The following is a 23,745-nucleotide window of genomic DNA, read 5'->3' on the forward strand; positions in this document are numbered from 1 at the left end:
CAAGCGTCGCCCTCCACCGAGACCAGGTCATCGCCCGATGCGGGTGAAGCCTCTCGTGCTGGTTACGGCGTCGACGGAATGCTGAGTTGCAGCGGCGGCACCGAGGCGACGACGGTGGCCGTAGTTCCTGCCTCGGTCAGGGCGTGATGCACTGCGGTGACGGTCGCGGCGGTCGCCCGCGCGTCATCCATCGGTCGGCGCCAGACGCGCAACTCGAGCGTCACAACGACGACCGCACGGCTGTTGAGGTGTTTCACTTCGCCGCAGAAGTCGCTACTTCAATCCACTGCCCGACGTGAATCGTGTGCCGGCTCTGGATGACGATCGCGGCGCCGAAATTTGCCGAAATTCCGCGCAGGGCAAGGAATCCGACGGCGGCAATGAAGATGACCGCGCCGAGCAGCGGCTGCACGTTCGCGCTCAGCAAGGCGAGGGCGACCCCGCTGGCGAAGATGATGATCGCGTATTTCGTGAGGCGTGCTGCAAGTGCGATGAGCTCGGGCTTCAGGCCGGGCATCCGGCGGGCGAGCGCATTCACGCCCTTTTTCGCGAAGTGGGCGAGGATGAACGCGGCAACCAAGACGAGGAGCGCGAGGACGGCGTTCCAGACGGTGATCGACCCCGAGTGGAACAGACTGTCGAGATTCACGGTTGCGTGCGAACTTCGGTGATGTCGATGCCGAGGTCTGCGATGCGGGCGAGAATGCCGTGAAGTTCTGATTGGTCCCGGATGTCACCCGTCAGCAGCGTGCTCGTCGGGGACAGTTCGACGGCACGCAACTCGGAGAATGCCGCGCGGATGGTCTCAGAGAGTGCGCATGCGATTCGAATCTCGTATCGGGTGGACATCTGTCTCCAGTGACTGAGGTTGATCCTTCAGTGCAACTGTGCGCCGCCGCGCATCCCACGACCTCGCCTGATCCGGGCGAGTTTCGCGCCGAACCGAACTCCGCCGGCGCCGCCAGCACGCGCCCAACACGCGTTTGGGGCTAGAGCAGGCCGTGTGCCTCCGCTTGTTCGACGGCCTCCGCCCGGCCGCTCACCCCGAGCTTCTGATAGATCGAACGCATATGGGTTTTGATCGTATTCGGGCTGAGTTGCTGCTTCGCCGCAATCTCACCCACGCTTTGGTGCCGTGGGAGTTCCCGCAGAATTTCCCGTTCCTTGGGCGTGAAGTAGGCCGCATCCGGTGACCGCGGCTGACTGGGTGGGGCGAGGAACCCCGCCGCCTCGATGATCGACCGGGCGAATTCGTCATGCGAGCCAAGCCTGCCGATGCGGGATTCGACGAGGCGAACTCCGCGTTGCTCTTCGGCGACAAACGGCCGGCGGGCCCGCATCAGCTCGGCGCATTCCAAGGCCTTCACCACGAGGGAGTCGGCGCGGGTCGAGCGCCCGGACAGCTCGGCCCAGTCGGCCAAGAGAATCCACCCGTGCACCGGCGTCGTGCCGTTCCAAATCTGGCGCGAGGAGTCGAGGGCGTCTTCGAGGGTCACCTCGACCCTCGATTGCCGACCGGCCGACGAGTTGTACTGCGCCACGGCGAGCGCGGACTCGAGCGACGCGTCGCCCAATTCGGCGGTGACGAGGTCGACCGCGAGCCTCGCCTGGTGCCGGTCATGAAGGTGGAGCATGGCCGCGACGTAACGAAACGAGCACAGGGCGAGTGTGCTGGGGTGAGAGTGGGAATAGGCCTTGAGCAAACGGTCGAGGTCGTCGACAGTGGTGCGCGGATGCTCTCTGGTGTCGAGCTGATGGAGAAAACGAAGCGCCCGGGCAGGAATCATCACACCGGGCGCGAGGTCGAGCGGAAGCGCAGCGATGAGATCATCGAGCTGAGCCTCAACCTGACCGGAATCGAGACGCTCGAATTCTCGTGAAGACACCGCGAACTGAACGTGGGCCCCCACGAGATTAGTCGGTTGGCCGTCGGCGCCGGCCAGCGTGGCCATCTCCTCATGCAATGAGTCGCTCTCCGGCCATCTCCCCTGCCGGGACGCCACCGTGGCGGCGGCCTCGAGCAGAATCAAGTGAAGCCAGGGATGCGACGAGAACCGGGAGCTTTCGACGGCGTCGTGCAGAACGCCCAGCGCCCCGTCAAGGTCGCCCTCCGCCTCGAAGAATGCGGCGTGGGCGAGGCGAGAAAACAGCACAGCGTCAGACGCGAGGCCTCCCCGTGCTTCCGACGAATCGTCGTCGCGCGAAACCTCGACTTCGATCTGCTTCACACGACTTTTCAGCCCGGCCAACTCCGAGGCCGAGGCTCGCAGCACGGTGAGCGTCGCCGCGATGAGCCGGATGTCGACGGGGACTGCCCCGATGCCGGGGGCCGCGGCAGCGAGATGGTGATCGACCCGCACCTCGTCGGGAAAGTACGGTGCAGAGACCAGAGCGTTCAGAACGTGGGTTGTCGGCGAGTGGAGACGAGCACGGTCAAGCGCTCCGAGAACGCGCACAACCAGCTCGGCCTGGCCATCGAACACCAGCTGCACGCCGGCGTCGTCGAGAGCAGCGAGCAAATCGACGGGGTGGTCGGAGCGGAGACCGAGTTCGAGCGCCAGATCGGCGCGGCCGTGACGGCAATACCACTCGGATGCAGCAGAAACACTGCGTGTGAAAACGCTGAAGTCCCGGCGGCGCAGCTCGGCCCGCAGATAGCTGAGCAGCGTGGGGTGATAGGTGTAGATGCTCTCCCCATCGTCTCGACGACTGATCAGCGACGTGTGGATCTCAAGGTGGTCCAGGATGTCACCGGCATCGTCATGCCCGGTCAGAAACACCGCGAAAGGCAGAGTGATCGAGTCAACGACCGAGGTCATCAACAGAAATTCGCGATCCCCCGGGGTGAGCTGGTCGAGCACTTCGCTCACGAGATAGTCGGCGATGGCGCGGTGGTCGCCGCTGAAATTGCGGGGAAGCCGCTGCGACGGCTCAGCCCCCCGCATCCAGCCGGCCAACAGGGCCAGAGCCGCGGCCCACCCGCCGGTGCGTTCGCAGGCGGCGTCGAGGTCGACTTCCTCGAGCGCTCCGCTGTGCACCGTGAGATACTCCCGCGCTTCCTCCCTGGTGAATGCGAGGTCGTGCGAGCGGTACTCGACGGAGTCGGGCATCAGACCGCGCCGGGCCAGTGTCGACGGCGGGTAGCGACCGGCGAGCACGATGCGAACCGACGGTAGCTTCTGCTGAATGACGCTGAGCAGCCACGCGCTGTCGGTATGGCTCTTCAGCTGGTGAAGGTCGTCGAAGATCACGGTGAGCGGCCCGTCGCCGCGGAGAGCGAGGTCGACCGGCCGGTCATCCGCTTGCTCGATCATCTCCGTCGGGGTGTCTCTTCGCGCCATGTCCGGTGGGTCGACGAGTGCCCTGCCCAGTTCACCGCGCCGCACTGCCTCGCCGACCAGGGCAGCCAAGGCTGGACGAGGCCCGTCGCCGGCGGTGAGACCCACCCACGCCACGGTTTCTCCGGCTGCCTGAAGGTGGTCGGCCCACAGTGAGAGCAACGTGGTTTTTCCGGCTCCGGCCGACGCCCAGATCTCAGTGACGACCGAGCGGTCAGGCGACAGAGTGAGTCGCGGACGGACCTGCGCGAGGTGCGGCGGCCGGGGCACGGCAAGCACGATCGCCTCGTTTCCCCAGTAAGGCCGAGTGGTGGTCACTGCTCCTCCAAAGAGAACGTCCGCGTCAGTATCGCCCGTCAGTACCACCATGAAATAGCCCCCCTCTATTCACCCCTGATAGTAGCCAGCAGAGGTGTCGCGTCAACCCCTTTCTCACCAATAACAGGTGAGAAGTCCTCCGAAGATCGGACCTTCTCCGGCGATTGCCCCGCCAGAAGTCACCCGTGATGGATGAGGCGTCGCATTTGCGCGCACGACAACCTGAAGCCATCCACTCGGGATTTATGACAATTGAAAGGACTCATCATGAGTTTCTGGGACAGCTTCTGGAACATTATGTGGATCTTCTTCTGGAGCTTCGCTTTCATTGCCTACCTGATGGCTCTTTTCGCCGTCATCTCCGACCTGTTCCGCGATCACAAGCTGAACGGGTGGCTGAAGGCGCTCTGGATCATTTTCCTGATCTTCGTTCCGTTCCTCACGGTGCTCGTCTATGTGATAGCCCGCGCACCCGGGATGAACGAACGCGCCGAACAGCGGGCACGAGAGTCCCAGGCTGCCACCGACACGTACATCCGCGACGTCGCCAGCTCCAGTTCCGCCGATGAGATCGCCAAGGCCAAGGCCCTGCTCGACAACGGTTCCATCACCCCCGAGGAGTACGCCGCCCTCAAAACGCGTGCGATGAGCTAACTGGTGGGTTGACACTGCCCGGGTGCTCGCGGCTCGCCAACGCTTCGGCGCTGGCAAGCCGCGCGGCTGCTGCCGTACTTCTGCTTAGAGCGGTCGCGGCGGCCGATTCGCCAGGTAATCAGAGAACGAGATCCGCCCGGTTGGCGGACCGTCGACGAGGGCGTTGCCCGCCGCAAATCCGGCATAGGTTCGACCCGGCAGCAGGAGTGGAACGATCGGCCGGTTCACCCCGGAGGCACGAGCCCAGACACGGGCAAAGTCGGTGCCGCGGCGCTGCTCGGGGCCGGCAATGTCGGCAACCCGCCCGGCCGGTTCGCCGAGCGTCAGTTCGACCAGTCGCGCCGCCACCTCCGAAGCGTCGATCGGCTGAAGCCGAAACCTCGGGGCGACGACGACCGGCGCGCGATGCTGCGCCGAGAAGATCCGGTCGAGCAGAGTGTGGAACTGGGTCGACCTCAAAATCGTATGCGGCACGCCGGAATCCAGCAGGAGTCGCTCGATCGTCACTTTGTCGCGATAGTAGGGCAGCGGAATTCGGTCGATACCCACGATTGAGATCAGCACCAGATGTGCGATCCCGGCCTGCCGGGCCGCGACGAAGAGATTTCGCGCGGCGTCGACATCCGTTTTGTTGAGTGACGTGGCGAGATGAACGACGGTGTGGGCACCCTCCAGCGCCTCGCGCAGGCCGACATTGGCGACCAGATCACCGGTCGTGAGCCCTGGTGCGGCGCGGCGGCTGAGCACGCGCACCCACTGGCCTGCCGCGCGAAGTGCGGCAACCGTGGGGACGCCGAGGGTGCCGGTGCCGCCGGTGACCAGGATCGCCGTCATGGAGTTTCCCTTCCGCCGCCACTTTCTCACAGACTGCGAGAACCTGCCACGGTGATCCCGCTACTCCCCGCGGAGGGACTCGAGGAAGGTGCGCTGGGCGTCGAGATAACCGGGTGCGAAGATCGCTCGCGGAGTGAAGGTCGCCACGACGAGCGCGGCGAAGCCATTGTCTTCGATGTCGCTCGTGGCCAGGGTGTGATTCGCGTCCGGGAAAGTGACCGTCGTGAGGTGATYGGCCAGAAGGGCGCGGTACGTCGACTCTGTCTCCGCGATGTCGACGTTCCTGTCGTTCTCACCGAGAAGGAGGAGCACCGGGATTCCCTCCTCACCGAGCCGCGTGAGATCGAGGGTGGCATCGGCCCTGAAGTTGCGCGAAACGAAGCCCCACCGCCGTCGGTCCATCCTGTCCGGTTCTCCCTCGGTGAGCGCCGCATACTCGGCGTAGTCGGCACCGCGTTCGAGCAATGCCAGGGTGCTGTCGCTTCGCCCGATTGCCTCGACGCGTGCTTCTCGGCTCGCACCCGTGTGATCGAGTTCGGCGAGCAGATTGAATCGCCCTTGGCGGAGCCAATTGATCGCGGGAGACACCGCAATGGCAAAGGCGATGTCTGGGGTGATCGCCGTGACCGCCGGCGCGACCCACCCGCCTTGGCTCGCTGACCAGAGACCGACCAGCGACGGGTCGATCTCCGGCTGCTCCCTGGCCCAGGCGATTGCGTCTTTCGCCTCCGTGGCGCGGTCGGCAAGAGACTGGCTCAGCCAGTCGCCGCTGGACCCGCCGATGCCCGGCTTGCTCCACGAGAGTGACGCGTAGCCAGCGGCGGCGTTCGATTCCCAGATCGGTCGATAGAAGCCGTCGCTTGTCGCGTCAACCGGGCCATCGCCGTGCAGGAACACGACAAGCCCAACGGGGCCAGCCGCTCCGCGCGGGAGCGCGAGGATTCCCTGACGCTCGCCACCACTGGTCGGAATCGTGACCGCGCGCTCATCGATGTCGAATGAGTTTCCTGCGATCACGGCTGTCACCCCGATTACCGCGAGCACGGCCAGGGTGAGGAGTCCGGCGAGCAGTCGCCTCCTCCCCGACCGTCGCCGCGCCGATCGTTGCCATTTCGATCGTGGCCGCGAACCCGTCGCCGTGCTGTCATTCTTCTGCATTTACTATCTTTTCCCGTACGGTCGTTGGAGTAACGATAGACTATCGATATGAGCGCTGAACGCAACCGGCATCACTATGCCGAGGGGCCCGTGAGTATCCGGCGATCCGTGCCGCCCGGCTCTGAGGAGCAGGTCGCCGCCCTGTACTGGGAGGCATTCGCGGCCAAGCTCGGTCCCGGGCTGGCGCCGGCGGAGCAAGCCCGCGCCTTTCTCGCCCGCACCCTCGTCGCCGACCGATTCCTCTGCGCAGTGGCCGGCGGCACCGTCGTCGGGGCGCTGGGATTTCATCTCGCCGGTCGTGCCGCCCTCGACGCCAAGCTCGGCGACCTTGCTCGTTTCTACTCGAAGTGGAGTGCCCCGTGGCGGGCGCTCGCGCTTCTTCCGCTGCACCGCGCGCCGGGGGCCGGCGAACTGCTGCTCGACGGGCTGGCCGTCCGCTCCGACGCGCGGGGGCATGGGATTGGAACCCGTCTGCTCGCTGAGGCAGAATCCCTTGCGGCGGATCACCGTTTGGCGACCATCCGGCTCAGCGTCGTCGACACGAATCCACGTGCGCAGCGCCTCTACGAGCGTGCGGGGTACGTTGCGACGGAGAACCATCGGCTTCCCATCCTTGGAGCGATATACGGTTTCTCGAGCGCGACCGAGATGGTGCGACAGGTCGCCGCCGCCACGGACAGCGCCGAGAAAACGGCCACCCCGTGATGCACACCGGCATCACCCCTCGCGCGCTGATCGAGGCCTTGATCCGAGCAGATGGCAGTGCGCCGCTCGGGCAGATTTACGACGTCGGGCGTCTCCTCGGCCTCGACGACCAGCGTGTGCGCCTCGCCGTGCGCCGGATGATTGCCGAAGGAAACTACCTGCAGCACGGCCGCGGTCGCCAGGGAACCCTGCGGCAGACGACGGGGCGTGCGCGAAGCGAACGCCAGGACGAGTCATTTGTGAGATTCGCCTATGCCCAGGATGCCGGGCAGGCCGACTGGGACGGCAATTGGCATCTCCTCTCCTTCTCGATTCCGGAGAAGCAGCGCGCGGCACGGGACGCCCTGCGGGTGGCAGCGCTGCGATTCGGCGGAGCCGCCGTACATGGCGGACTGTACGTCAGTGCCCACCCGTGGGAACCCCTGCTGGAGCCAGACATCGACAGACTTGAGGTGGGAGACAGCGTGCTGTTTGCCACCTCTCGCGACCTCCGGACCGCCTCGATCTCGGATCCCGTGGTTCTCGCCGCGCGGTTCTGGCCGTTGCCTGCTCTCGCGCGGCACTATCAGGAGCTCTCGGACCGCTGCGACGAACTTGCCGATCGACTGCATCTGCTCACGGAATCACCAGAGAGTCACGAATCGACGGTCGAGCTGCTGAGTATCGCCCTGCGACTTGCCGCAGCGTTCGACGCGGCCCTGCGTGACGATCCGCTGCTGCCCCCCGAGCTGTTGCCTCCCACCTGGCCGGCACCGGTGGCCAGGGCACGATTCCGCGAACTGTGGGGGCGCATTCATTCCGCGCTCGAACGCCACGAGATCAGCCTCTTCGCCGGCTACGTCTTTTCGTGACGCCTCGTGCCTCCGGGCGGCGGCTACCGCAGTAGTCCGCCGCCGCAGCCCCGCCTAGGCGGTTGCGGGCACCAACTGCCGCGCCGTCACCGTGCGCCTGCGTGCAATCGCGAAGGTGGTCACGCCGAGCGCCCCGAGCGTCCAGAGCACGAGTCCGACGACGGCCCCGCCGGCGGATTGTGAGGTGACACTGGCCTGCAGGGCGGCGATCGCCGGCTGCACGGGCAAGAACGTCATCACTCTGTCGAGCGCGGCCGGCGCCGTCGCGATAATGCTGGTGCCGATCAAGACGAGGGCCACGATCATCGAGACGAATCGGCCGGCGCCGCCGAACAGTGCGTTCAACGCCTGGTTCGTCGCCGCGAATGCCGCCCCGATCAGCACGGCAATACCCGTGAAGGCAAACCAGCCGCTGAGATCGAGGTCGACCATCTTCACGAGGAGGGCCGTCACCAGGAGTCCCTGCACCACGCCAACAAGCGCGGCGGGCAGCCAGGCCTTCACGGCGAGGGCGAGCGACGACTTGGTCGACCCGAGCACATCGGCAGGAACGGCGCGCAAGACGATCAAGCTGGCCAAAGCGCCGAGCCAGAGGGCCAGCACGGCGTAGAAGGGCACACCCGTCGTTCCGAAGCTGAGTCCACCGGTGTTATCGGTGACAACGGGCTGGGCGACGACCTCGGCCAGTTTTGACTGGTCACTCTCCGAATAGTGCGGCAGCTGATCGACCGCGGTGGTGAGCCCGGTGGCAAGCGAGCCGGCACCGGTCGTGATGCTGGCCGTGCCGTCAGACACTCCCCGCACCCCGGTGGCGAACGAGCTCACGCCGTCGGACAGGGAGCTGGCGCCGCCGCTGACGGCTTCTCCCGCTGTGGCGAGGGTGCCGGCACCGGATGCCGACTGGCCGATTCCGTTGGCGAGCGCCGGCATCCCAGCGGCGAACTGCGCCATACCGCCGGCGACCTGATCTGCCGCGCCCGACAACTCGGTCGACGACGACACGGCGTCCAAGGTTCCTGCTGCGGTTCCGACGACGGTCGCGATGGCGCCGATCTGTGTCTGCACCGATTGGCAGAGTGCGGGATCGGCGACCGGAGGGGTGCAGACTTCGGCGGCAATCCCGCCCAGGGCAGCGAGCTGGCCCTGAAGTGCGCTCGCCTGCCCGGCAAGTGTGTCATTGACCTGTCCGATACCGCCGGCGATTCCCTGAGCCCCCGCCGCGAGCTGCGCGCTCTGGGCCGGGAGGTTTGCGGTCCCCTGCTGCAGGGCGGTGAGCCCGCCCGACAGCTGAGTGAGTCCGCCCGAGAGTTGGGACATCCCGTCAGCCAGGCCAGAGGCCCCGCTTGAGAGTTCGTCACTGCCGTCTGCGAGCTTCGCCGTTCCGTCGGCGAGCGTCCCGAGCCCTGTGGCCAGCGAGCCGGCACCGGTGGCCGCCTCCCCGAGCTGGTCGCCGAGCGTGTTGAAGCCGACGTAGATGTTCGTGAGGTAGCTCGTGGTCAGCTGGTTGCCGACCAGGCCAGCGGCGGTGGTCGTAATCACCTGGCTGATGGCGTCGTCAACCAGACGGCTCTTGTCGCTGGTCGCGACATCGATGACCGCCTGTGTCGCATCCGCCGGGGCTCCCGAGAACGACGTGGCCGAGGCCGAGAAGTTCTCGGGGATGGTGACAACCGCGGTGAACCGACCGCTGGCCAGCCCGCTCGCCGCGTCGTCGGCATCCGTGATCACCCAGTTGTAGTTGAACGCGCTGTCGCTCTCGCTGTTGTTGCCACTCGTCGACGAGGAAGCTGCGTCCGCGTTCGAGTCGACGCCGCCGACCAGGCCGGCGGAGAGCTGCCGGCCGAGCGGCACGATCTGTCCGTCGATGGTGACCGGCGCGTCGTTGTTCACGATCGCGGCGTTCACCTGGTGGAGGCGGTCGGCGGGGTTCCAGAGCGACCAGATCAGAATTCCGGCGACAACGAGGGGCACCAGGATGATGCCCAGGATCGACAGAGCACTTACCCGGCCGGTGGACCGGGACAGGCGGAGTCGGGCGAGCGGAGTGCTCATGCGGTGACCTCGAGTTCGTGCGTCAGTGACAGGCGGGAGAGTTCGACGAGTTCGGCCGTGTCTGCGCCGGGAACGGCGTCGGCGACCGACTCGGGAGAGGACGTGCCGACGATGAGGGCCAGCGTGCGATCGGCCTGGCTGGCTGCCACCCCGGCGCCGGTCAGGCGCTCGGCAATCGTGCGGCGGGTGAGCGGGTCGACGACCCGGTCAAGGCCGTCAAGCACCACGATCAGCGGCTTCTCGGCCAGGGCCTTGCTCACCGCCCGCGCGGGGTCTGACGCGTCGCCGAGCGACACGAACGCGACGCGCGACCGAACGGATGCGGCGCGCACGGGCAAGACGAACCCCGCGACCTTGAGACGGCCGGCATCGGCCCCCATCCGGCCCGACACCGTGAGGAGCAGTGCGGTCACCGCGGCCTCGCGCTCACCGGCGACGATCAGCGTGCCATTTTCCGGCAGGTCGAAAGCCACCTCGTGAAAGAGCAGGTCGTCGCCCGCGGCGAGCCTGAGGCCCTCGGCGTTGGCGATGTCGCGGGATCCGGCAGCCGGCCAGTCGCGCAAGGCGATCTCCTTCTGCAGGCCGTCACCCTCGACGTCGAAGGAAGGCAGCGCACGATCGAGCCACTTCGGCATCCACCAGGCCTTATCGCCGAGCAGCTGGAGCACGGCGGGAACCAGCGTCATCCGCACGATGAAGGCGTCAATGAACACGCCGACCGCGAGGCCGAGCGCAATGGGCTTCAAGTTGGCGTCACCCTCGGGTACGAAGGCGGCGAAGACCGCGAACATGATGATCGCCGCCGCGGTGACGACCTTCGCCGAACCGATGAACCCGGTCTCGATCGACTGGCGCGCCTTGCCGGTGTGCACGTAGTCCTCGCGCATCCGGGCGACGAGGAAGACCTCGTAGTCCATCGCCAGGCCGAACAGCACGCCCATCAGGATGATCGGCATGAAGCTGATCACCGGCCCGGTTTGCGTCACGTTGAGGGCGTCGGCGAACCAGCCGTCGTTGAAGACGAGGGCGACCACCCCGAATGACGCGGTGACGCTCAGGAGGTAGCCGAGCGTTGCCTTGATCGGCACCGCGACCGAACGGAACACCATCGTGAGCAGCACCAGGGAGAGACCGACGACGATCAGGCCGAACGGAAGCAGCGCTCCCCCGAGCTTGTCTGAAACGTCAATGCCGACGGCGGTGAAGCCGGTGACGGCGATGCTGATGCCGTACTTCTCTTCAAAATGGTCGTGCAGCGACCTGATTTCGGTGACGAGTGCCTTCGTCGACTCGGAGTCGGGGCTGCCCGTCGGGATCACCTGCACGATTCCCGTGTCGGCCGTCTCGTTCGGGGTCGCCAGCGGCACCGCAGCCACCCCGGGAAGGTCGGCGAGTTCGGCGCCCAGGTCGTTCATCAATCCGACCGGGTCGGTGCTCGACACGATGCTGCCGGTCACGATGAGCGGTCCGTTGAATCCGGCGCCGAAATGCTCGGAGACCAGATCGTAGGTGACCCGTGCTTGGTTGTCTTCCGGCAGGGCCCCGGCATCCGGCAGTGCCAGTCGGAGGCTGAGGGCCGGAAGCGAGAGGATGCCGAGAACCGCGACGACGGCGATCACGGTGGCGATCGGGAACCGGGTGACGGCCCGCACCCAGCCGCGGAAGAAACGCTGCGACCCGGTGAGTGCGGCCTTCTGGTGGCCGGACTTCCGGTGGTCGGTGATCGACACGGGCGCATCGGAGCGGTCCGCGCCGGGCGCATGGCCGGTGCTGTCGCCGGATGCCGCGGCCGAGGCGGCTGCCGCGCGTGCCTTCTTGTTCGTGCGGGGCTTCGGGCGCAACCGGTCTCCGGCGAAGCCGAGCAGTGCCGGGATCAGGGTGAGCGAGATCAGCACGGCGACCAGGACGCCGACGGCGGCGGCGATGCCCATCGTGGACAGGAACGGGATGCCGGCCACGCTCAGGCCGACGAGCGCGATCATCACGGTCAAGCCGGCGAAGATCACCGCGGAGCCGGCCGTCGCGACGGCGCGGGCCGCCGATTCTTCGGGCGAGAGCCCGTCTCTCAGCTGGTCCTGATGCCTCGAGATGATGAAGAGGGCATAGTCGATCCCGACCGCGAGACCGAGCATGAGCGAAAGCATCGGAGTGGTCGAGGTGATCGGCCCGAATGCCGTCGCCACAAAGATGAGCGCGACCGAGATGCCCACACCGAGCAGGGCCGTGGCCAGCGGCATCCCCGCGGCCAAGAACGAACCGAACGTGAGAATGAGCACGATGAGCGCGACACCGACGCCGACAAGTTCGACCAGGCTCAGGGCCGGCATCGCCTGAGAGAACAGCTGGCCGCCGAGCGAGGTCTGTGACCCGGGAGGCAGCGCGTCCTCCAGGGCTTTCGACTCGGTTTCCAACGCCTCGAGTGTCGCCGGTGTGATCTCTGAGGCCGCGCCGTCGAGTTGCACACTGATCAAGGCGGCCGAGCCGTCAGAGCTGATCGCGTCGGCAACGTGCTCGGAGAAGGGCGAGACGGTCTGGGCCACCTGGTCGAGGTCGTCGAGGGCCGAGACGGCGTCGTTGATCGCGTTGGTCACCGCCGGATCGTTGACGGTGCTGCCGGATGGAGCGACAACGATGATCTGGGCGCCTGCGCCGCTGACCTGCGGAAAAGTGGTGGCCAGGGTGTCCAGGGCCTCTTGCGACTCGGTGCCGGGGATCGAGATCGCGTTGTCGAGTCCCTTGTTGAAGAGAGCGGCCCCGCCGCCAACAAGGGCGAGAATCAGAAGCCAGGCGCCGAGCACCTTCCACCGGGACCGAAATGCTATGCGGCCCAGCGAATACAGCAATGACGACACGCGGTCTCCCAAAGTGTGGTGAAGAAGGATGCGTGCATCAACGGTGCGCACGCTCAGCAAATACAGCGACGTATCCGATACACAAATGTATCCAATACACTGGTGTATCGCAATCGACTCTCAGTAAGGTGTCAGGATGCAGCAGGATCACCTCCCCGACGGCACTCCGGGCGAGAGCTCTCGCCGAAAAAAGACGCGCGAGAAGCTTCTGCAGGCCGCCTACGAGGTGTTCGCCGAGACCGGCGTGCACGCGGCGTCCGTCGAAATGATCACCGAACGCGCCGGTTTCACCCGGGGCGCGTTCTACTCGAACTTCGACAGCAAAGAGGAGCTCTTCTTCGCGCTGGCCGAGCGGGAGATGCTCGACCGCTTCGCCAAGCTGCAGCAGGGCATCGAGTCAATTCTGCCCGGCATCGACGCCTCGCAGAGCATCGAGATCCTCACGATTGAAAAGGTCGTCGCCGACTTTCTCGCCCTGCAGATGGACGACCGGCGCTGGACGCTCATGCAGTCAGAGTTTCGGCTGAACGCCATGCGCGACGCCGAGCAGGCCCCCCGCTACCTGGAGTTCGAACGCGACTTCCGCGAGCGGCTCGCCTCCCGGCTCGATGACGCCCTCGCGAGCGTCGGGCTGAAATTCTCAATGGATTCCTCCGACGCAACCCGCATGATCATCGAACTCTGCGAGTCGGCCATGCAGGAAGCGATTCTGTCGAACGACCCGTCGCCCAGTGTGGCCACCTCTCCCTACGCGATGCGCACACTCCCCCTTGTTCTTCGTGCGCTGACCACGCCGCTGAACGGCACGGTGGCGTAGCCCCGTCCGACACGCCCCGACTCCCGTACTTTCATGCGTGCGCATGGTTCGCACAGGAGAAAATGAGGGTTCGTCCAGAAAGCCTTCGCATACTAGAAACTTCGCCTGCGCGGCCAGATGGGACCGCGTCACATCGAATATTGGCACGGCCGGACTTGCGATTCCCGGCCACAACGCCAGCTGGAAGTTATGCAGATCACTCCCCCCGATTCCACCCGCCCCACCCTGCTCTCCCGCCTCACCGGCATCCGCCCCGGCCCCACCCTGCGACGTTCGCGCCGGGCCAAGCTCCTGATTGCGACCTCGATCGTCGCGACCGGCTTGATGGCCGGCACCGGCGTCGCCTATGCGACAACCGTGTCAAACCAGGAGAATGCTGCCGCGGCAAGCGCCCTGAAGGCGCAGCAGAAGCAGTACGACACCAAGCTTGTGCGCGCACAGACCGTCTTCCAGGCGGATTCGACGCTCAGCCACGCCAACCAGGTGCTCGCGTCGGCACAGAACAAGGTCGACGCCACCCCGCTCGCGACCTCGGTCGCCTCACTGGCGAACTACGAGTCCCTCGACACCCCGACGGTGCTCGCTCTCGCCAAGCAGACCTCCTCGGCAGCGACGCAGACCCAGGCCGCCACGGCCGAAGCCGACCGCGTTGCCGCCGAACAGGCCGCCGCAGCCGCCGCTGAGGCAGCAGCCCAGGCCGCCGCGAAGGCCGCCGCTCTGGCCGCCGCCGGTACTCCGGATGGCGCCCGCGCCGTCGCGCGCGACATGGCCGCGTCGCAGTACGGCTGGGACGCGGGTCAGTTCAGCTGCCTCAACCAGCTCTGGCAGAAGGAGTCGGGCTGGTCGTACACCGCGTTGAACGCGGGAAGTGGGGCCACCGGCATCCCGCAAGCGCTGCCCGGCAGCAAGATGGCCTCGGCCGGAACCGACTGGGAGACCAACGCGGCCACGCAGATCGCCTGGGGCCTCACCTACATCAAGGGCTCCTACGGAACCCCCTGCTCCGCGTGGGGCCACTCCCAGTCGATGAACTGGTACTAAAAACCAAACGGGCGCTCACCGAGAGTCGCCCTCACGACTGAGAGCCGCCGTTCCGACGGCGACTCTCGGCGTTAACGGCGAGTCTCGATGCGAGCGGTCAACGCCCGCCGACGTCGTGCAGGTGATGCACGGGGTCGTGAACGAAGTAGCGACCGAGCGACGAGACGGTGAAGACGGCGCCGTCGCTGCGGCGACCACTGCGCGTGAGCGCATCTTCAGGCACCGCTCCAAAGGCGTCGGCGGCGACGTGCGCCGCCGCCGCGAGCTCTGTCGCCACCGTCTGCGGGTCTTGCTCGTCATACCGCCCGGCGAGCGCCGTCGCATCCTGATCCCAGTTCGGGAAGTCAGGGTTGTCCTCCGTCACCATGAGGTCGAGCCGCGCGGTGAAAACGTGAAAGACGTCACGCACATGGGCGGCGTATTCGAGCGCCGACCACGTCGCCGGGTTCGGCCGCGTCCGCACGTCCGGCCGCTCGAGCACAGCCTGCCAACGGGCAGCGTTCTCGGTGATGAGACGGGGAATGTCTGCGAACTGCACCTGGCCGCCGTCATAGCCGCACTCGGGACAGGGGCGCTCGAGCACCCAGGTCCAGTCTTTCGTATCGGGGATCAGCGTCATGCGCTCAGCCTAGGTGCGCGTGGTTGCGGCGGCCCGGCAGAAAACGCCACACAACGGCCACCTTCCGCCAGTTTCGCGCCGCGATCAGCGCTCTCGACGGGTCCGCTCGATCGCCAGCTCGCTCGCCAGCCGGCTCAGCCGGCCGGGGCAGCTTCGACCGGCGGACAGACCGGGGTCGACTGCAGTGCCAGCGCGGCGTCGGCTTCTGACCAGGGCAGCTCAAGCGCCGGCGCCGTGGCCGACCCGACGGCGGGAGCCGCCGCGACGATTGAGGCGAACTGCAATGCAAGGTTTGAAGCAAACGATGCTCCGGCCGTCGAGTTGTTGAGCATCACAACGATCGTCAGACCGCTGGTCGGATCAGAGTAAGCGGCCGTCATGAATCCGGGAATGCTCCCGCTGCTCCCCCGCAGTGGCCCGAGCTGAGCCGCGCCCAGCCCGTAGGTGCTCCAGCCGGGAGTGGTTGTGCCGACCGGAATCGTCGCCCACTGGGCCTCCTTCGACTTCTTCGAGAGCAGGTCTCCCTCGGCCAGCGCCTGCGCCCAGACCTTCAGATCGGACAGGGACGACACCACGCCGCCGGCGACTCCCGCCATCGAGTTCGACAGCTGCGTCTCATCGAGCACTGCCTCGCAGACCAGCTGCCCGCCCTGTCCCAGGCTGGTTGCGTAGCCGTGCGGGTGGCTGCCCGAAATGGCGAACTCGTCGGCAGTCGGGAAACTGGTGGAGTTCAGGCCCAGCGGGTCAAAAACATAGGTGTGATAGAGCGTGTCCCAGCTCTGGTGCGTCGCGGCTTCGAGAGCCATCCCCAGCAGCACGATCCCGGTGTTCGACGTGGCGAACGCGGTGCCCGGCTTCCCTGTGCGCGCGGCAGCCATCCCGGCCGAGGCCACCTCGAGGGCCGGCCAGTCACGCGTGGGATTGTTCACGAATTGAGGGCCGAGTTGCCCCGTGTAGTCAGCAAGCCCTGAGGTGTTCTGGCACAGCTGGCCGAGAGTGATGTCGTCGATCCCGGGAAGCCGGGGCAGGTACTTGGAGACCGGATCCGAAAGCTTGACTCGCTTCTCGTCGACAAGCTTCATCAGCACGGTGCAGGTCATCGCCGTGGTGTTGGTACCGATGCGAAACCGCATGTCGGTCGTGAGCTTGTCGTTCCCGGCCGTCATCGTAGTCCCGGTCGCAGTGGTCCAGGTGCCCGCCCAGGGCGCCCATACTCCGACGATGGCACCGGATGCGCCGGCCTGCGTCATCGCGCCGGCGAGCGCCGCGTCGAGCTTGCCGGTGATCTCGTCCGAGAATGGCGTGGTCGCCTCGGTGCGCCCGGAGGTCTTCGCATCGGCGGCCAGAGTGCAGCCGGAGAGCAACAGAGTGGCGCTGATGATCAGGGCGAGAAGGCCAATGGCCCGTCGATCGCTCATCTCGTTTTTCATGGCACCCCCGCGCACATTTCGAACATGTCTTATTCGAAATTCTATCGACGAGGGTACTCCGGCACGTCATCCGATCGAATGATCATGTCCACTCAAAGTGCCACATTTGGGGGGCAGGTCCGCCGGGCCGCCTACTCCCGTTCGGGGATCTGCATGAACCGGCGCACATTCGGGTCAACGATGATGTCCGACGGCCGAAGCGGGCGACTCAGGTAGAGGCCGTCGAGGCTGGTCAGCCGGCTGAGTGCAACGTAAGTCTGCCCCGGGCTGAACACCCGAGCGCCCAGATCGACGATCGCGCGCTCGTACGTGGCGCCCTGCGACTTGTGAATGGTGACCGCCCAGGCCAGCCGCAACGGAAACTGGGTGAACTCGGCGACGACATCCTTGCTGAGTTTCTTCGTCGTCGGGTCGTAGCTGTACTTGAACTTCTCCCAGATCGCCGGCTCCACCTCGTGGATTTCGCCGTCGATATCGACGAACACCGTCGAGTCGATCTTCGTCACGGTGCCGATGCTGCCATTCACCCAGCGCGGTCCGCCCTCGTGGCCGGCGTCGTTGCGCAGAAACATCACCTGCGCGCCCACCTTCAACTCGAGCGTCTCATCGGCCGGGAAGGTGCGCCCGCCGAAGTCTCCGGTCACCTCCGCCTTGGCGGTCAGGGCCCGCCCCGACAGCCGCTTCAACGCGGCGGCGTTGATGCGGTTGACCGCGTCGTTGCGGGTGGCGAGGGTGATCACGCCCTCCGTCGGCGGGGTGCGGGCACCGGCGGCGTTCAATGCCCCGGCGATTTCTGCGGTGACCTGGCCGTGCCGCACGGCGTTCAGCATGTGTTTGAAGTCGGCGTCGTGCTGACGGTGAATCTCGGTGAGTTCGAAGATGCGCAGGTCGGCATCCCGCCACACCCTGGCGTCGAAGAACCAGAGCGACCGGTACGTGTCGGCGAAATAGGCGCGCTCATCGGAGTCCCCCGGCACCGGGGCCAACTGGTACGGGTCGCCGAACAGCACGATCTGCACCCCGCCAAAGGTGTCGTTCGGGCGCTGCCGGGCCTGACGCAGGCTGCGGTCGATCGCATCCATCAGGTCGGCGTTGACCATCGAGACCTCGTCGATGACGAGGGTGTCAATGGTGTTGAGGATCTTGCGCACCGAGTCGGGCTGGTCGATGACATGGTCGGCGATGACACCGATCGGCAGGCGGAACAGCGAGTGAATGGTCTGACCGCCGACGTTCAACGCGGCGACACCCGTGGGCGCGGCGATCACGATCTGTTTGCTGGTGTTCCACGACAGGTGGTTCAGCAGCGTCGACTTACCGGTTCCGGCTCGCCCGGTGATGAAGAGGTTCTGCTTGGTGCCCTCAATCGCGGCGAAAACCTCGGCCTGTTCGGCGGAGAGTGAAATCGGGGTCACGGCGAACTTTCGATGGGCGCGGGAAGGACATTCCACTGTAACTGGCCGAGCTGCCGGGCCGCCTCGGTTATCCCCACCGGCGTGGGCAGATGCTGCAGGCCGTCAACAGCGGACGGTCAGCATCTGTGCAGCCGCCGCAGAATAAGATGAGCTGATGAGCACAGGGGGCGGTGACCAACGGGGTGGGCGGACGCGCGCGATTATCGCCGTCGTTGCTGTGTCCGCGCTTCTTCTTGTCGCGCTCGGTGCGGCGATCGGAGCCCTCAACCGCGACGTCTACAGCGCCGGCGGTTTTGTTCGCCAGTATTTGAACGCCCTCGCCCGGCATGACACGACCGCCGCCCTCGCCCTCCCGGGCGTCGCGCCGAAGAACGACCAGTTCGCGGCGGCGGGCCTGCCGACCGACCTGCCCGAGACGCTCCTCCGCGACTCCGTTCTGGGTGACCTCGACAACATCCAGCTCGTCGGCGACGCCGAAACGGCACCCGGCGTCCACACCGTCTCGTACAGCTTCACCCTCGGTGATGTTCCATCGAACATGTCGTTCACGGTGAAGAGCACCGGCACCTTCGCCGGCCCCTTCACCAGCTGGCGTTTCGAGGCCAGCCCGATCGGTGTTTTGCAGGTGGACGTGCAGCATCAGTCGATCTTCACGGTGAACGGGCTCTCGCTCGATACCCGCGCCCAGGCCGACGCCGCGGCACCGCGCACGTTCTCGAATCAGGCCTCCTATCTGGCTTTTGCCCCGAATCTCTACACAATCGCGCACGAATCGGTGCTGCTCACCTCTCCGGAGCAACAGATTCCCGTGACCTCGTCCGGGGTGACGAAGGTCATGGTCGTCACCGAACCGACGCCGAACTTCGTCGCGCAGGTGCAGAAAGAGGTCGACACATTCCTCGACGCCTGTGCCACCCAGGAGGTTCTGCAACCGTCTGACTGCCCCTTCGGCGTCGTGATCGACGACCGGATCAAGGGCCTGCCGGCCTGGTCGATCGCCAGCTACCCCGAGGTCACCTTGACGGCCGGCGAAAGCGCCTTCGAGATGGCCGACACGGCCGGGCAGGCCCACATTGTCGTCGACGTGCAATCGCTTTTCGACGGCGAGCTCACGACGCGCGACGAAGACGTGCCGTTTGCCATCGGACTGACCGTGACCATCCGCGGCGACGGTTCGATCGCCATTCAGCTGCACTAGCGACAGATTGCCGCGATCTTCGTCATCCACCCCACAGCACGGGAGCCAGCTGATAACTTTCGACTGTGGGGGCGAACTGGTTACGACGATCGGTCGGCATTGTCATCGCGACGGCGGCGATTGCTGCTGCGGTCGCGCTCTGGGCGGTGGTCGGCTCAAGCGCCCCGCAAAACGGTGAGGCGCCCACCATTGCAACCCTGTTCGGGGTGTGGCAGGTGTTCTATGACCCGATTGCTCCCGCACCGCGACTGATTCTCGCCGCCGTCGCACTGGCTGCTTTCTTCGCAATCGGCATTGCCCTGCTGGAGCGGCGTGCGACCAACAAGTCGCGCCGCTCGATCAACATGCATGCCACCCCGCTCGCGCCCAAGATCATCATGGCGTCAACCCGTGGCACGTTCGCAGGCGAGGTGACCGTCACGGTTCTGATTCCCGCGCACAACGAGGAAGTGTCACTGCCGTTGACGCTCTCGTCACTCGACGCCCAGTCTCACCGGCCGGAACGCGTCATCGTCGTCGCCGACAATTGCACCGACGCGACCGTCGCCCTCGCCCGGCAGCACGGGGTCGAGGTCATCGAGTCGGTGGGGAACACCGACAAGAAGGCGGGCGCGCTCAATCAGGCTCTCGCACAGATTCTTCCCGGCCAGGGCGACAATGACATTGTCATGGTAATGGATGCCGACACCACGCTCGATGACGGATTTCTGGAAGCCGCCGTGGCTCGGTTCACCTACGACCGTGCCCTGATGGCGGTCGGCGGACTCTTCTACGGCGAAGAGGGATTCGGCCTTCTCGGCCAGCTCCAACGCAACGAGTATCTGCGCTACTCGCGCGAAATCGCGCGGCGCCGTGGGCGTGTTTTCGTGCTCACCGGCACCGCGTCGATGTTTCGTCCGACCGCGCTCCGCACGATCGCAGAGCGACGCGGCGTGACAATTCCGGGCCGGCCAGGAGACGTTTACGACACCGCCGCGCTCACCGAAGACAACGAACTCACCATCGCGTTGAAGTCGCTGGGCGCCTTGATGACCTCACCGGCCGATTGCACGGTCGTGACCGAGCTCATGCCCACCCCCGGAGCCCTCTGGAAGCAACGACTGCGCTGGCAGCGTGGGGCGCTCGAAAACATCGGCGCGTACGGAATGACTCTGGCGACCCTGCGGTATTGGGCGCAGCAGCTCGGCATCGGCTACAGCGTGATCGCGCTGACCGCGTTTCTGCTGCTGATGGCGATCACCGCGCTGGCCGTCGACGACTGGGTGTGGTTCCCGTTCTGGCTGGGCCTCGGCACCGTGTTCCTGGTGGAGCGCGTTGTGACGGTCTGGAAGGGCGGTTGGCGGGCGCGACTGCTCGCGGTGCTGATCCTGCCTGAATTGCTCTTCGACATGTTCCTCAACCTCGTCTATGTCAAGGGAATCATCGATATCACGCTCGGTCGCCAGGCATCCTGGGACCACGTCGCGCACCAGCTCTCCGCGCAGGAGAACCCCGGTGCCTGACTCCATTCGACCGACAACGCCCGAGAGTGAGGCCCGCCGATGAATCTCCTGGTCCCGGCAGGCATCTTGCTGCCGACGTCATTCCTCAGCACACCGCTGTTCGCCCATTTTGCGGCATTCGTCGCGATCAACACGGTGATCTATTGCGCCCTGTCGCTCGCGAAAATCCTCCCCAAGATCTACGTTGCCGACTGGTTTTCAGGTTCCAGCCGTCGCGCCGCCACCCGCAGCATCTACCCGGATGCCCCGTTGACGGTCAAACCGGCTCCTCGATGGTTCTCCTTCCGGCGATCCGCGCCTGTGCAGCCCGACGAACTACCGATCAAGCACACTGACCGGGGCTGACCCCGCAAGCGGGCAGCGCATCGCAAAGTTGGTCAGCTGCACACCGCGCACGACCGGTTGGCGCGTCGCGGTCACGGTGAAGCCGTGCGCTTCGAAAAAGGCGCGCGCGGTCACGCTCGCATGCGTCGTCAGGGCAACGACTCCGCGAGAGGTCGCTCTGGCCCTGAGATGCTCCAGAAGGGCGGATGCGACCCCGCGACGGGCAACTTCGGGGTCGACGAACATCATGTCGATGTAGCCGTCGTCATCACAGTCGGTGAAACCAACGACCCGATCGTGCACCGTCGCAACGACGGTGCCGGCACTCCCCCGCTTCGCGGCCCAGGCGTCCAGGTCGATGTCGGACGGTGCCCACGCGGCGAGTTGCGCGGGCGTGTAGTCCGTGCTCGCCGTCACGCGCACAGCCCGCAGGAACACGTCTCGCGTTGCGCGGGCATCCGTCGACTCATACGGGCGAATCGACGCCGCGTCGGCGGTGAGCATGGCCGTCAGCCGCTCTCTAGCGGTCGTGAGCGGCCAGGCGGGCGAGCTGCGCGTTGTATTCGTTCAACTCGGCATCACCGGTGCGGTCGGCGTTGCGGTCGAGTCGCTTGGTTTCTTTCTCGTCGCTCCGGCTCCACTGGATCGCCACGGCGATCGCCAGCGCGATGGTCGGGATCTCGCCCACGCTCCAGGCGATGCCGCCGCCCATTTGCTGGTCGGCGAGGGCGTCGTTCCCCCAGCCCATTGCGCCATACCAATCGGCCAGCATCAGGCCGGTGCCGGTCATGATGGCCAGGCCGAAGAAGGCGTGGAAGGCCATCGTGCCGAGCAGAAGCAGCAACCGGAACGCGTACGGCAACCGGTAGGGAACCGGGTCGATGCCGATCAGCGACTGCACGAACAGGTAGCCGGTGATCAGGAAGTGCACCACCATCCACTCGTGCCCGAGGTGATCCGTGGTCGCCCAGCTGAAAATCGGCGTGTAGTAGAACACCCAGAGCGACCCGACGAAGAGCAGCGCTGCGACGAAGGGGTTGGCCAGGATGCCGGCCACCTTCGAGTGCACGGTGAGCAGAATCCACTCGCGGGGGCCGCGACTTCCGTCTTTACGCTTGGCGATGGCACGGGCCGCCAGCGTGACGGGGGCGCCGGGAACGAGCAGGACCGGCACCATCATCGTCAACGCCATGTGCGAGAGCATGTGGGTCGAGAAGAGGTACTGCTGGTAGACGTTGACGCCGCCGTTGGTGATGTAGAACAGCGTGATCATGCCGAGCACCCAGGAGATGGTGCGGAGAACCGACCACTTGTCGCCGCGCTTACGCAATCGCCGAACGCCGGCGAGATAGAAGAAGATGCCGAATGCGCAGAACAACACCCAGAGCAGGTCGATGTTCCATTCGGTGAAGTAACGCTCGAAGGTGAGCGGTGGCGGCAGCAGGCTGCCGGTCAGTAGCTGAGCGGGCGTCGAGGTGGGGATTTCGGTCGTGGCGACCTGCACGACCGGCGTCGCCGTCCGGGCCAGTGCCGCAGCCACGCCCGAGGCGATGCCCATGAAGCCGAGCTCAGCCACAACCAGCCACCAGAACCAGGGAGCGACCGCCTGCTGGGCGCGCTGCATCCGGTCGATGAAGAACCGCCGCTGCACCACGCCGAAGCATCCGAGAATGAGCAGAACCGCAACCTTGGTCAGCACAAGAATGCCATAGGGGGTGAGCAGCTTGTCGAAGGTTCCGAGGCGCAGTTCGGCGCTGATGTAGCCCGATGCCGCTACAACGATGAAACAGACCAGGGCGACGCTCGAATAGCGGCCGAGCACGACGATGAGGCGCTTGTCGCCCAACTGCTTGCGCAGCATGACGATCGTGAGCAGTCCGCCCAACCAGATCGCGGCGAAGAGAAGGTGCAGGGAGAGCGCGGTGACCGCGGCGTTGTGACCGGACGCCTCAGCGGAGTGACCCTGCTGTGCCATCGGGAGCAGCGCGACAGCCGAGAAGATGGTGACGAACACCAGCGCCGTCTGGTTGCGCACAGCGAAGCAGAGAACGGTGATTGCCGCCCCGATCAGGGTGGTGATCAGCCAGGCTTGTCCGAGCGCGATCTGGGTGAAGAACTGCCCGGCGGTCGAACTGAACCGGTCATCGAAACTGAGCGGAACGTTCGTGACCTGGAGCATGGTGAAGAAACCGGTGACGGCGGCTGCGACGGTGAAGAACGCCGCGGAGGCCGCGGCGAAGTCAAGCGCCGTGTTGAACTCGCGTTCCTTCGGGCTCAGCGCGAAACAGGTCAGCACGAGTGCACCGATCATGCCGGCCGCCCCGATGTTCACCAGGAGCCGGGCGATCGGGAGACCCCAGCGCACGACGGGACCCGGGTCGGCCAGCAGCTGGGCGGCGGCACCACCCCCGAACGACAATCCCGCAAGGGTTGACAGCACAGCGGCCAACACGAGAACGGCTGGACCGATGATGCGAACGAGACGGAGCACCTCTCAAGCCTAACCGTCCCGCACTGGGCGAAAGCCCGGTCGAACACAGGGCAGAGTAGGCGGATGCTCCGGCGAACACGAGGCGAAACATCCGGTTAAACGGCAGAAGGCGCCGACCGAAGTCGACGCCCTCTGACTGAGTAGTT

The 23,745-nt window shown here is 65.9% G+C and carries 21 protein-coding genes; 8 read left to right on the top strand and 13 right to left on the bottom strand.

Features of this window, described 5'->3' with window-relative positions; all coding sequences use genetic code 11:
- Positions 1-62: 62 nt before the first annotated feature.
- From AB4Y63_RS08575 to AB4Y63_RS08590, 4 genes are all read right to left on the bottom strand, one after another.
- Entirely contained in the window at positions 63-257 is a 195-nt protein-coding gene (locus tag AB4Y63_RS08575) for a hypothetical protein (RefSeq protein WP_441790636.1), read from the bottom strand.
- A complete protein-coding gene (locus tag AB4Y63_RS08580) occupies positions 254-649 on the bottom strand; it encodes a hypothetical protein (RefSeq protein ID WP_441790637.1) in 396 nt (131 codons plus the stop codon). The genes AB4Y63_RS08575 and AB4Y63_RS08580 overlap by 4 nt, the downstream gene beginning before the upstream one ends.
- Positions 646-849, bottom strand: a complete 204-nt coding sequence (locus AB4Y63_RS08585; protein WP_441790638.1) for a hypothetical protein — start codon at positions 847-849, stop codon at positions 646-648. The genes AB4Y63_RS08580 and AB4Y63_RS08585 overlap by 4 nt, the downstream gene beginning before the upstream one ends.
- A 140-nt stretch (positions 850-989) precedes the next feature.
- Positions 990-3,656, bottom strand: coding sequence for a LuxR C-terminal-related transcriptional regulator (locus tag AB4Y63_RS08590; RefSeq protein ID WP_441790639.1), 2,667 nt, complete (start codon positions 3,654-3,656; stop codon positions 990-992).
- A gap of 267 nt (positions 3,657-3,923) precedes the next feature.
- On the opposite strand from AB4Y63_RS08590, the gene AB4Y63_RS08595 reads away from it, so the two are divergent.
- Positions 3,924-4,310 carry an SHOCT domain-containing protein gene (locus AB4Y63_RS08595; protein ID WP_441790640.1) on the top strand — a complete coding sequence of 129 codons (387 nt, stop codon included), beginning with the start codon at positions 3,924-3,926 and terminating at the stop codon, positions 4,308-4,310.
- Positions 4,311-4,394: 84 nt separating this feature from the next.
- On the opposite strand, the gene AB4Y63_RS08600 is transcribed toward AB4Y63_RS08595, so the two are convergent.
- Together AB4Y63_RS08600 and AB4Y63_RS08605 are read right to left on the bottom strand one after the other, a co-directional pair.
- A complete protein-coding gene (locus tag AB4Y63_RS08600; protein WP_441790641.1) occupies positions 4,395-5,144 on the bottom strand; it encodes an SDR family oxidoreductase in 750 nt (249 codons plus the stop codon).
- A 60-nt stretch (positions 5,145-5,204) separates the two neighbouring features.
- Positions 5,205-6,302: an alpha/beta hydrolase family protein gene (locus AB4Y63_RS08605; RefSeq protein WP_441790642.1), complete on the bottom strand. Its 1,098-nt coding sequence runs from the start codon at positions 6,300-6,302 to the stop codon at positions 5,205-5,207.
- Between the two features lie 48 nt (positions 6,303-6,350).
- Between AB4Y63_RS08605 and AB4Y63_RS08610 the strand changes: the two genes are divergently transcribed.
- Positions 6,351-7,007: a GNAT family N-acetyltransferase gene (locus AB4Y63_RS08610; protein ID WP_441790643.1), complete on the top strand. Its 657-nt coding sequence runs from the start codon at positions 6,351-6,353 to the stop codon at positions 7,005-7,007.
- The gene (locus tag AB4Y63_RS08615) at positions 7,007-7,858 is read left to right on the top strand and encodes a PaaX family transcriptional regulator C-terminal domain-containing protein (protein WP_441790759.1); all 852 of its coding nucleotides are present in this window, start codon (positions 7,007-7,009) and stop codon (positions 7,856-7,858) included. Before AB4Y63_RS08610 ends, AB4Y63_RS08615 begins: the two co-directional genes overlap by 1 nt.
- Before the next feature lie 54 nt (positions 7,859-7,912).
- On the opposite strand, the gene AB4Y63_RS08620 is transcribed toward AB4Y63_RS08615, so the two are convergent.
- Entirely contained in the window at positions 7,913-9,910 is a 1,998-nt protein-coding gene (locus AB4Y63_RS08620; protein ID WP_441790644.1) for a YhgE/Pip domain-containing protein, read from the bottom strand.
- The gene (locus AB4Y63_RS08625) at positions 9,907-12,762 is read right to left on the bottom strand and encodes an MMPL family transporter (RefSeq protein WP_441790645.1); all 2,856 of its coding nucleotides are present in this window, start codon (positions 12,760-12,762) and stop codon (positions 9,907-9,909) included. The genes AB4Y63_RS08620 and AB4Y63_RS08625 overlap by 4 nt, the downstream gene beginning before the upstream one ends.
- 136 nt (positions 12,763-12,898) lie before the next feature.
- Between AB4Y63_RS08625 and AB4Y63_RS08630 the strand changes: the two genes are divergently transcribed.
- Positions 12,899-13,579 carry a TetR/AcrR family transcriptional regulator gene (locus tag AB4Y63_RS08630; protein WP_441790646.1) on the top strand — a complete coding sequence of 227 codons (681 nt, stop codon included), beginning with the start codon at positions 12,899-12,901 and terminating at the stop codon, positions 13,577-13,579.
- A 189-nt stretch (positions 13,580-13,768) separates the two neighbouring features.
- Positions 13,769-14,620: a hypothetical protein gene (locus AB4Y63_RS08635; protein WP_441790647.1), complete on the top strand. Its 852-nt coding sequence runs from the start codon at positions 13,769-13,771 to the stop codon at positions 14,618-14,620.
- A gap of 97 nt (positions 14,621-14,717) precedes the next feature.
- Here the strand turns inward: AB4Y63_RS08635 and AB4Y63_RS08640 are convergent, their stop codons facing one another.
- From AB4Y63_RS08640 to AB4Y63_RS08650, 3 genes are all read right to left on the bottom strand, one after another.
- The gene (locus tag AB4Y63_RS08640; protein ID WP_441790648.1) at positions 14,718-15,239 is read right to left on the bottom strand and encodes a DinB family protein; all 522 of its coding nucleotides are present in this window, start codon (positions 15,237-15,239) and stop codon (positions 14,718-14,720) included.
- A 134-nt stretch (positions 15,240-15,373) separates the two neighbouring features.
- Positions 15,374-16,657 (bottom strand): serine hydrolase domain-containing protein, encoded by a 1,284-nt coding sequence (locus AB4Y63_RS08645; RefSeq protein WP_441790649.1) that lies wholly within the window; start codon positions 16,655-16,657, stop codon positions 15,374-15,376.
- 143 nt (positions 16,658-16,800) lie between these two features.
- Positions 16,801-18,084, bottom strand: a complete 1,284-nt coding sequence (locus tag AB4Y63_RS08650) for an ATP-dependent DNA helicase (RefSeq protein ID WP_441790650.1) — start codon at positions 18,082-18,084, stop codon at positions 16,801-16,803.
- Between the two features lie 154 nt (positions 18,085-18,238).
- Between AB4Y63_RS08650 and AB4Y63_RS08655 the strand changes: the two genes are divergently transcribed.
- From AB4Y63_RS08655 to AB4Y63_RS08665, 3 genes are all read left to right on the top strand, one after another.
- Entirely contained in the window at positions 18,239-19,282 is a 1,044-nt protein-coding gene (locus AB4Y63_RS08655; protein WP_441790651.1) for a hypothetical protein, read from the top strand.
- A 65-nt stretch (positions 19,283-19,347) separates the two neighbouring features.
- Complete coding sequence (locus tag AB4Y63_RS08660; protein WP_441790652.1) at positions 19,348-20,784, top strand: glycosyltransferase family 2 protein; 1,437 nt, start codon at positions 19,348-19,350, stop codon at positions 20,782-20,784.
- Positions 20,785-20,823: 39 nt separating this feature from the next.
- The gene (locus tag AB4Y63_RS08665; protein ID WP_441790653.1) at positions 20,824-21,129 is read left to right on the top strand and encodes a hypothetical protein; all 306 of its coding nucleotides are present in this window, start codon (positions 20,824-20,826) and stop codon (positions 21,127-21,129) included.
- Here AB4Y63_RS08665 and AB4Y63_RS08670 read toward each other — a convergent pair.
- Both AB4Y63_RS08670 and AB4Y63_RS08675 read right to left on the bottom strand, forming a co-directional pair.
- Positions 21,100-21,612 (bottom strand): GNAT family N-acetyltransferase, encoded by a 513-nt coding sequence (locus AB4Y63_RS08670; protein ID WP_441790654.1) that lies wholly within the window; start codon positions 21,610-21,612, stop codon positions 21,100-21,102. The genes AB4Y63_RS08665 and AB4Y63_RS08670 overlap by 30 nt on opposite strands.
- Before the next feature lie 16 nt (positions 21,613-21,628).
- Positions 21,629-23,599, bottom strand: coding sequence for a cytochrome c oxidase assembly protein (locus AB4Y63_RS08675; RefSeq protein WP_441790655.1), 1,971 nt, complete (start codon positions 23,597-23,599; stop codon positions 21,629-21,631).
- Positions 23,600-23,745: the final 146 nt, after the last annotated feature.

The sequence above is a fragment of the Leifsonia sp. YAF41 genome, assembly GCF_052113185.1.
Taxonomy (GTDB): domain Bacteria; phylum Actinomycetota; class Actinomycetes; order Actinomycetales; family Microbacteriaceae; genus Cryobacterium.

Coding starts and splice junctions, on each gene's coding strand:
- AB4Y63_RS08585 (WP_441790638.1), bottom strand. CDS start 849: ATGTCCACCCGATACGAGATTCGAATCGCATGCGCACTCTCTGAGACC.
- AB4Y63_RS08595 (WP_441790640.1), top strand. CDS start 3,924: ATGAGTTTCTGGGACAGCTTCTGGAACATTATGTGGATCTTCTTCTGG.
- AB4Y63_RS08600 (WP_441790641.1), bottom strand. CDS start 5,144: ATGACGGCGATCCTGGTCACCGGCGGCACCGGCACCCTCGGCGTCCCC.
- AB4Y63_RS08610 (WP_441790643.1), top strand. CDS start 6,351: ATGAGCGCTGAACGCAACCGGCATCACTATGCCGAGGGGCCCGTGAGT.
- AB4Y63_RS08615 (WP_441790759.1), top strand. CDS start 7,007: ATGCACACCGGCATCACCCCTCGCGCGCTGATCGAGGCCTTGATCCGA.
- AB4Y63_RS08620 (WP_441790644.1), bottom strand. CDS start 9,910: ATGAGCACTCCGCTCGCCCGACTCCGCCTGTCCCGGTCCACCGGCCGG.
- AB4Y63_RS08630 (WP_441790646.1), top strand. CDS start 12,899: ATGCAGCAGGATCACCTCCCCGACGGCACTCCGGGCGAGAGCTCTCGC.
- AB4Y63_RS08635 (WP_441790647.1), top strand. CDS start 13,769: ATGCAGATCACTCCCCCCGATTCCACCCGCCCCACCCTGCTCTCCCGC.
- AB4Y63_RS08640 (WP_441790648.1), bottom strand. CDS start 15,239: ATGACGCTGATCCCCGATACGAAAGACTGGACCTGGGTGCTCGAGCGC.
- AB4Y63_RS08645 (WP_441790649.1), bottom strand. CDS start 16,657: ATGAGCGATCGACGGGCCATTGGCCTTCTCGCCCTGATCATCAGCGCC.
- AB4Y63_RS08655 (WP_441790651.1), top strand. CDS start 18,239: ATGAGCACAGGGGGCGGTGACCAACGGGGTGGGCGGACGCGCGCGATT.
- AB4Y63_RS08665 (WP_441790653.1), top strand. CDS start 20,824: ATGAATCTCCTGGTCCCGGCAGGCATCTTGCTGCCGACGTCATTCCTC.
- AB4Y63_RS08670 (WP_441790654.1), bottom strand. CDS start 21,612: ATGCTCACCGCCGACGCGGCGTCGATTCGCCCGTATGAGTCGACGGAT.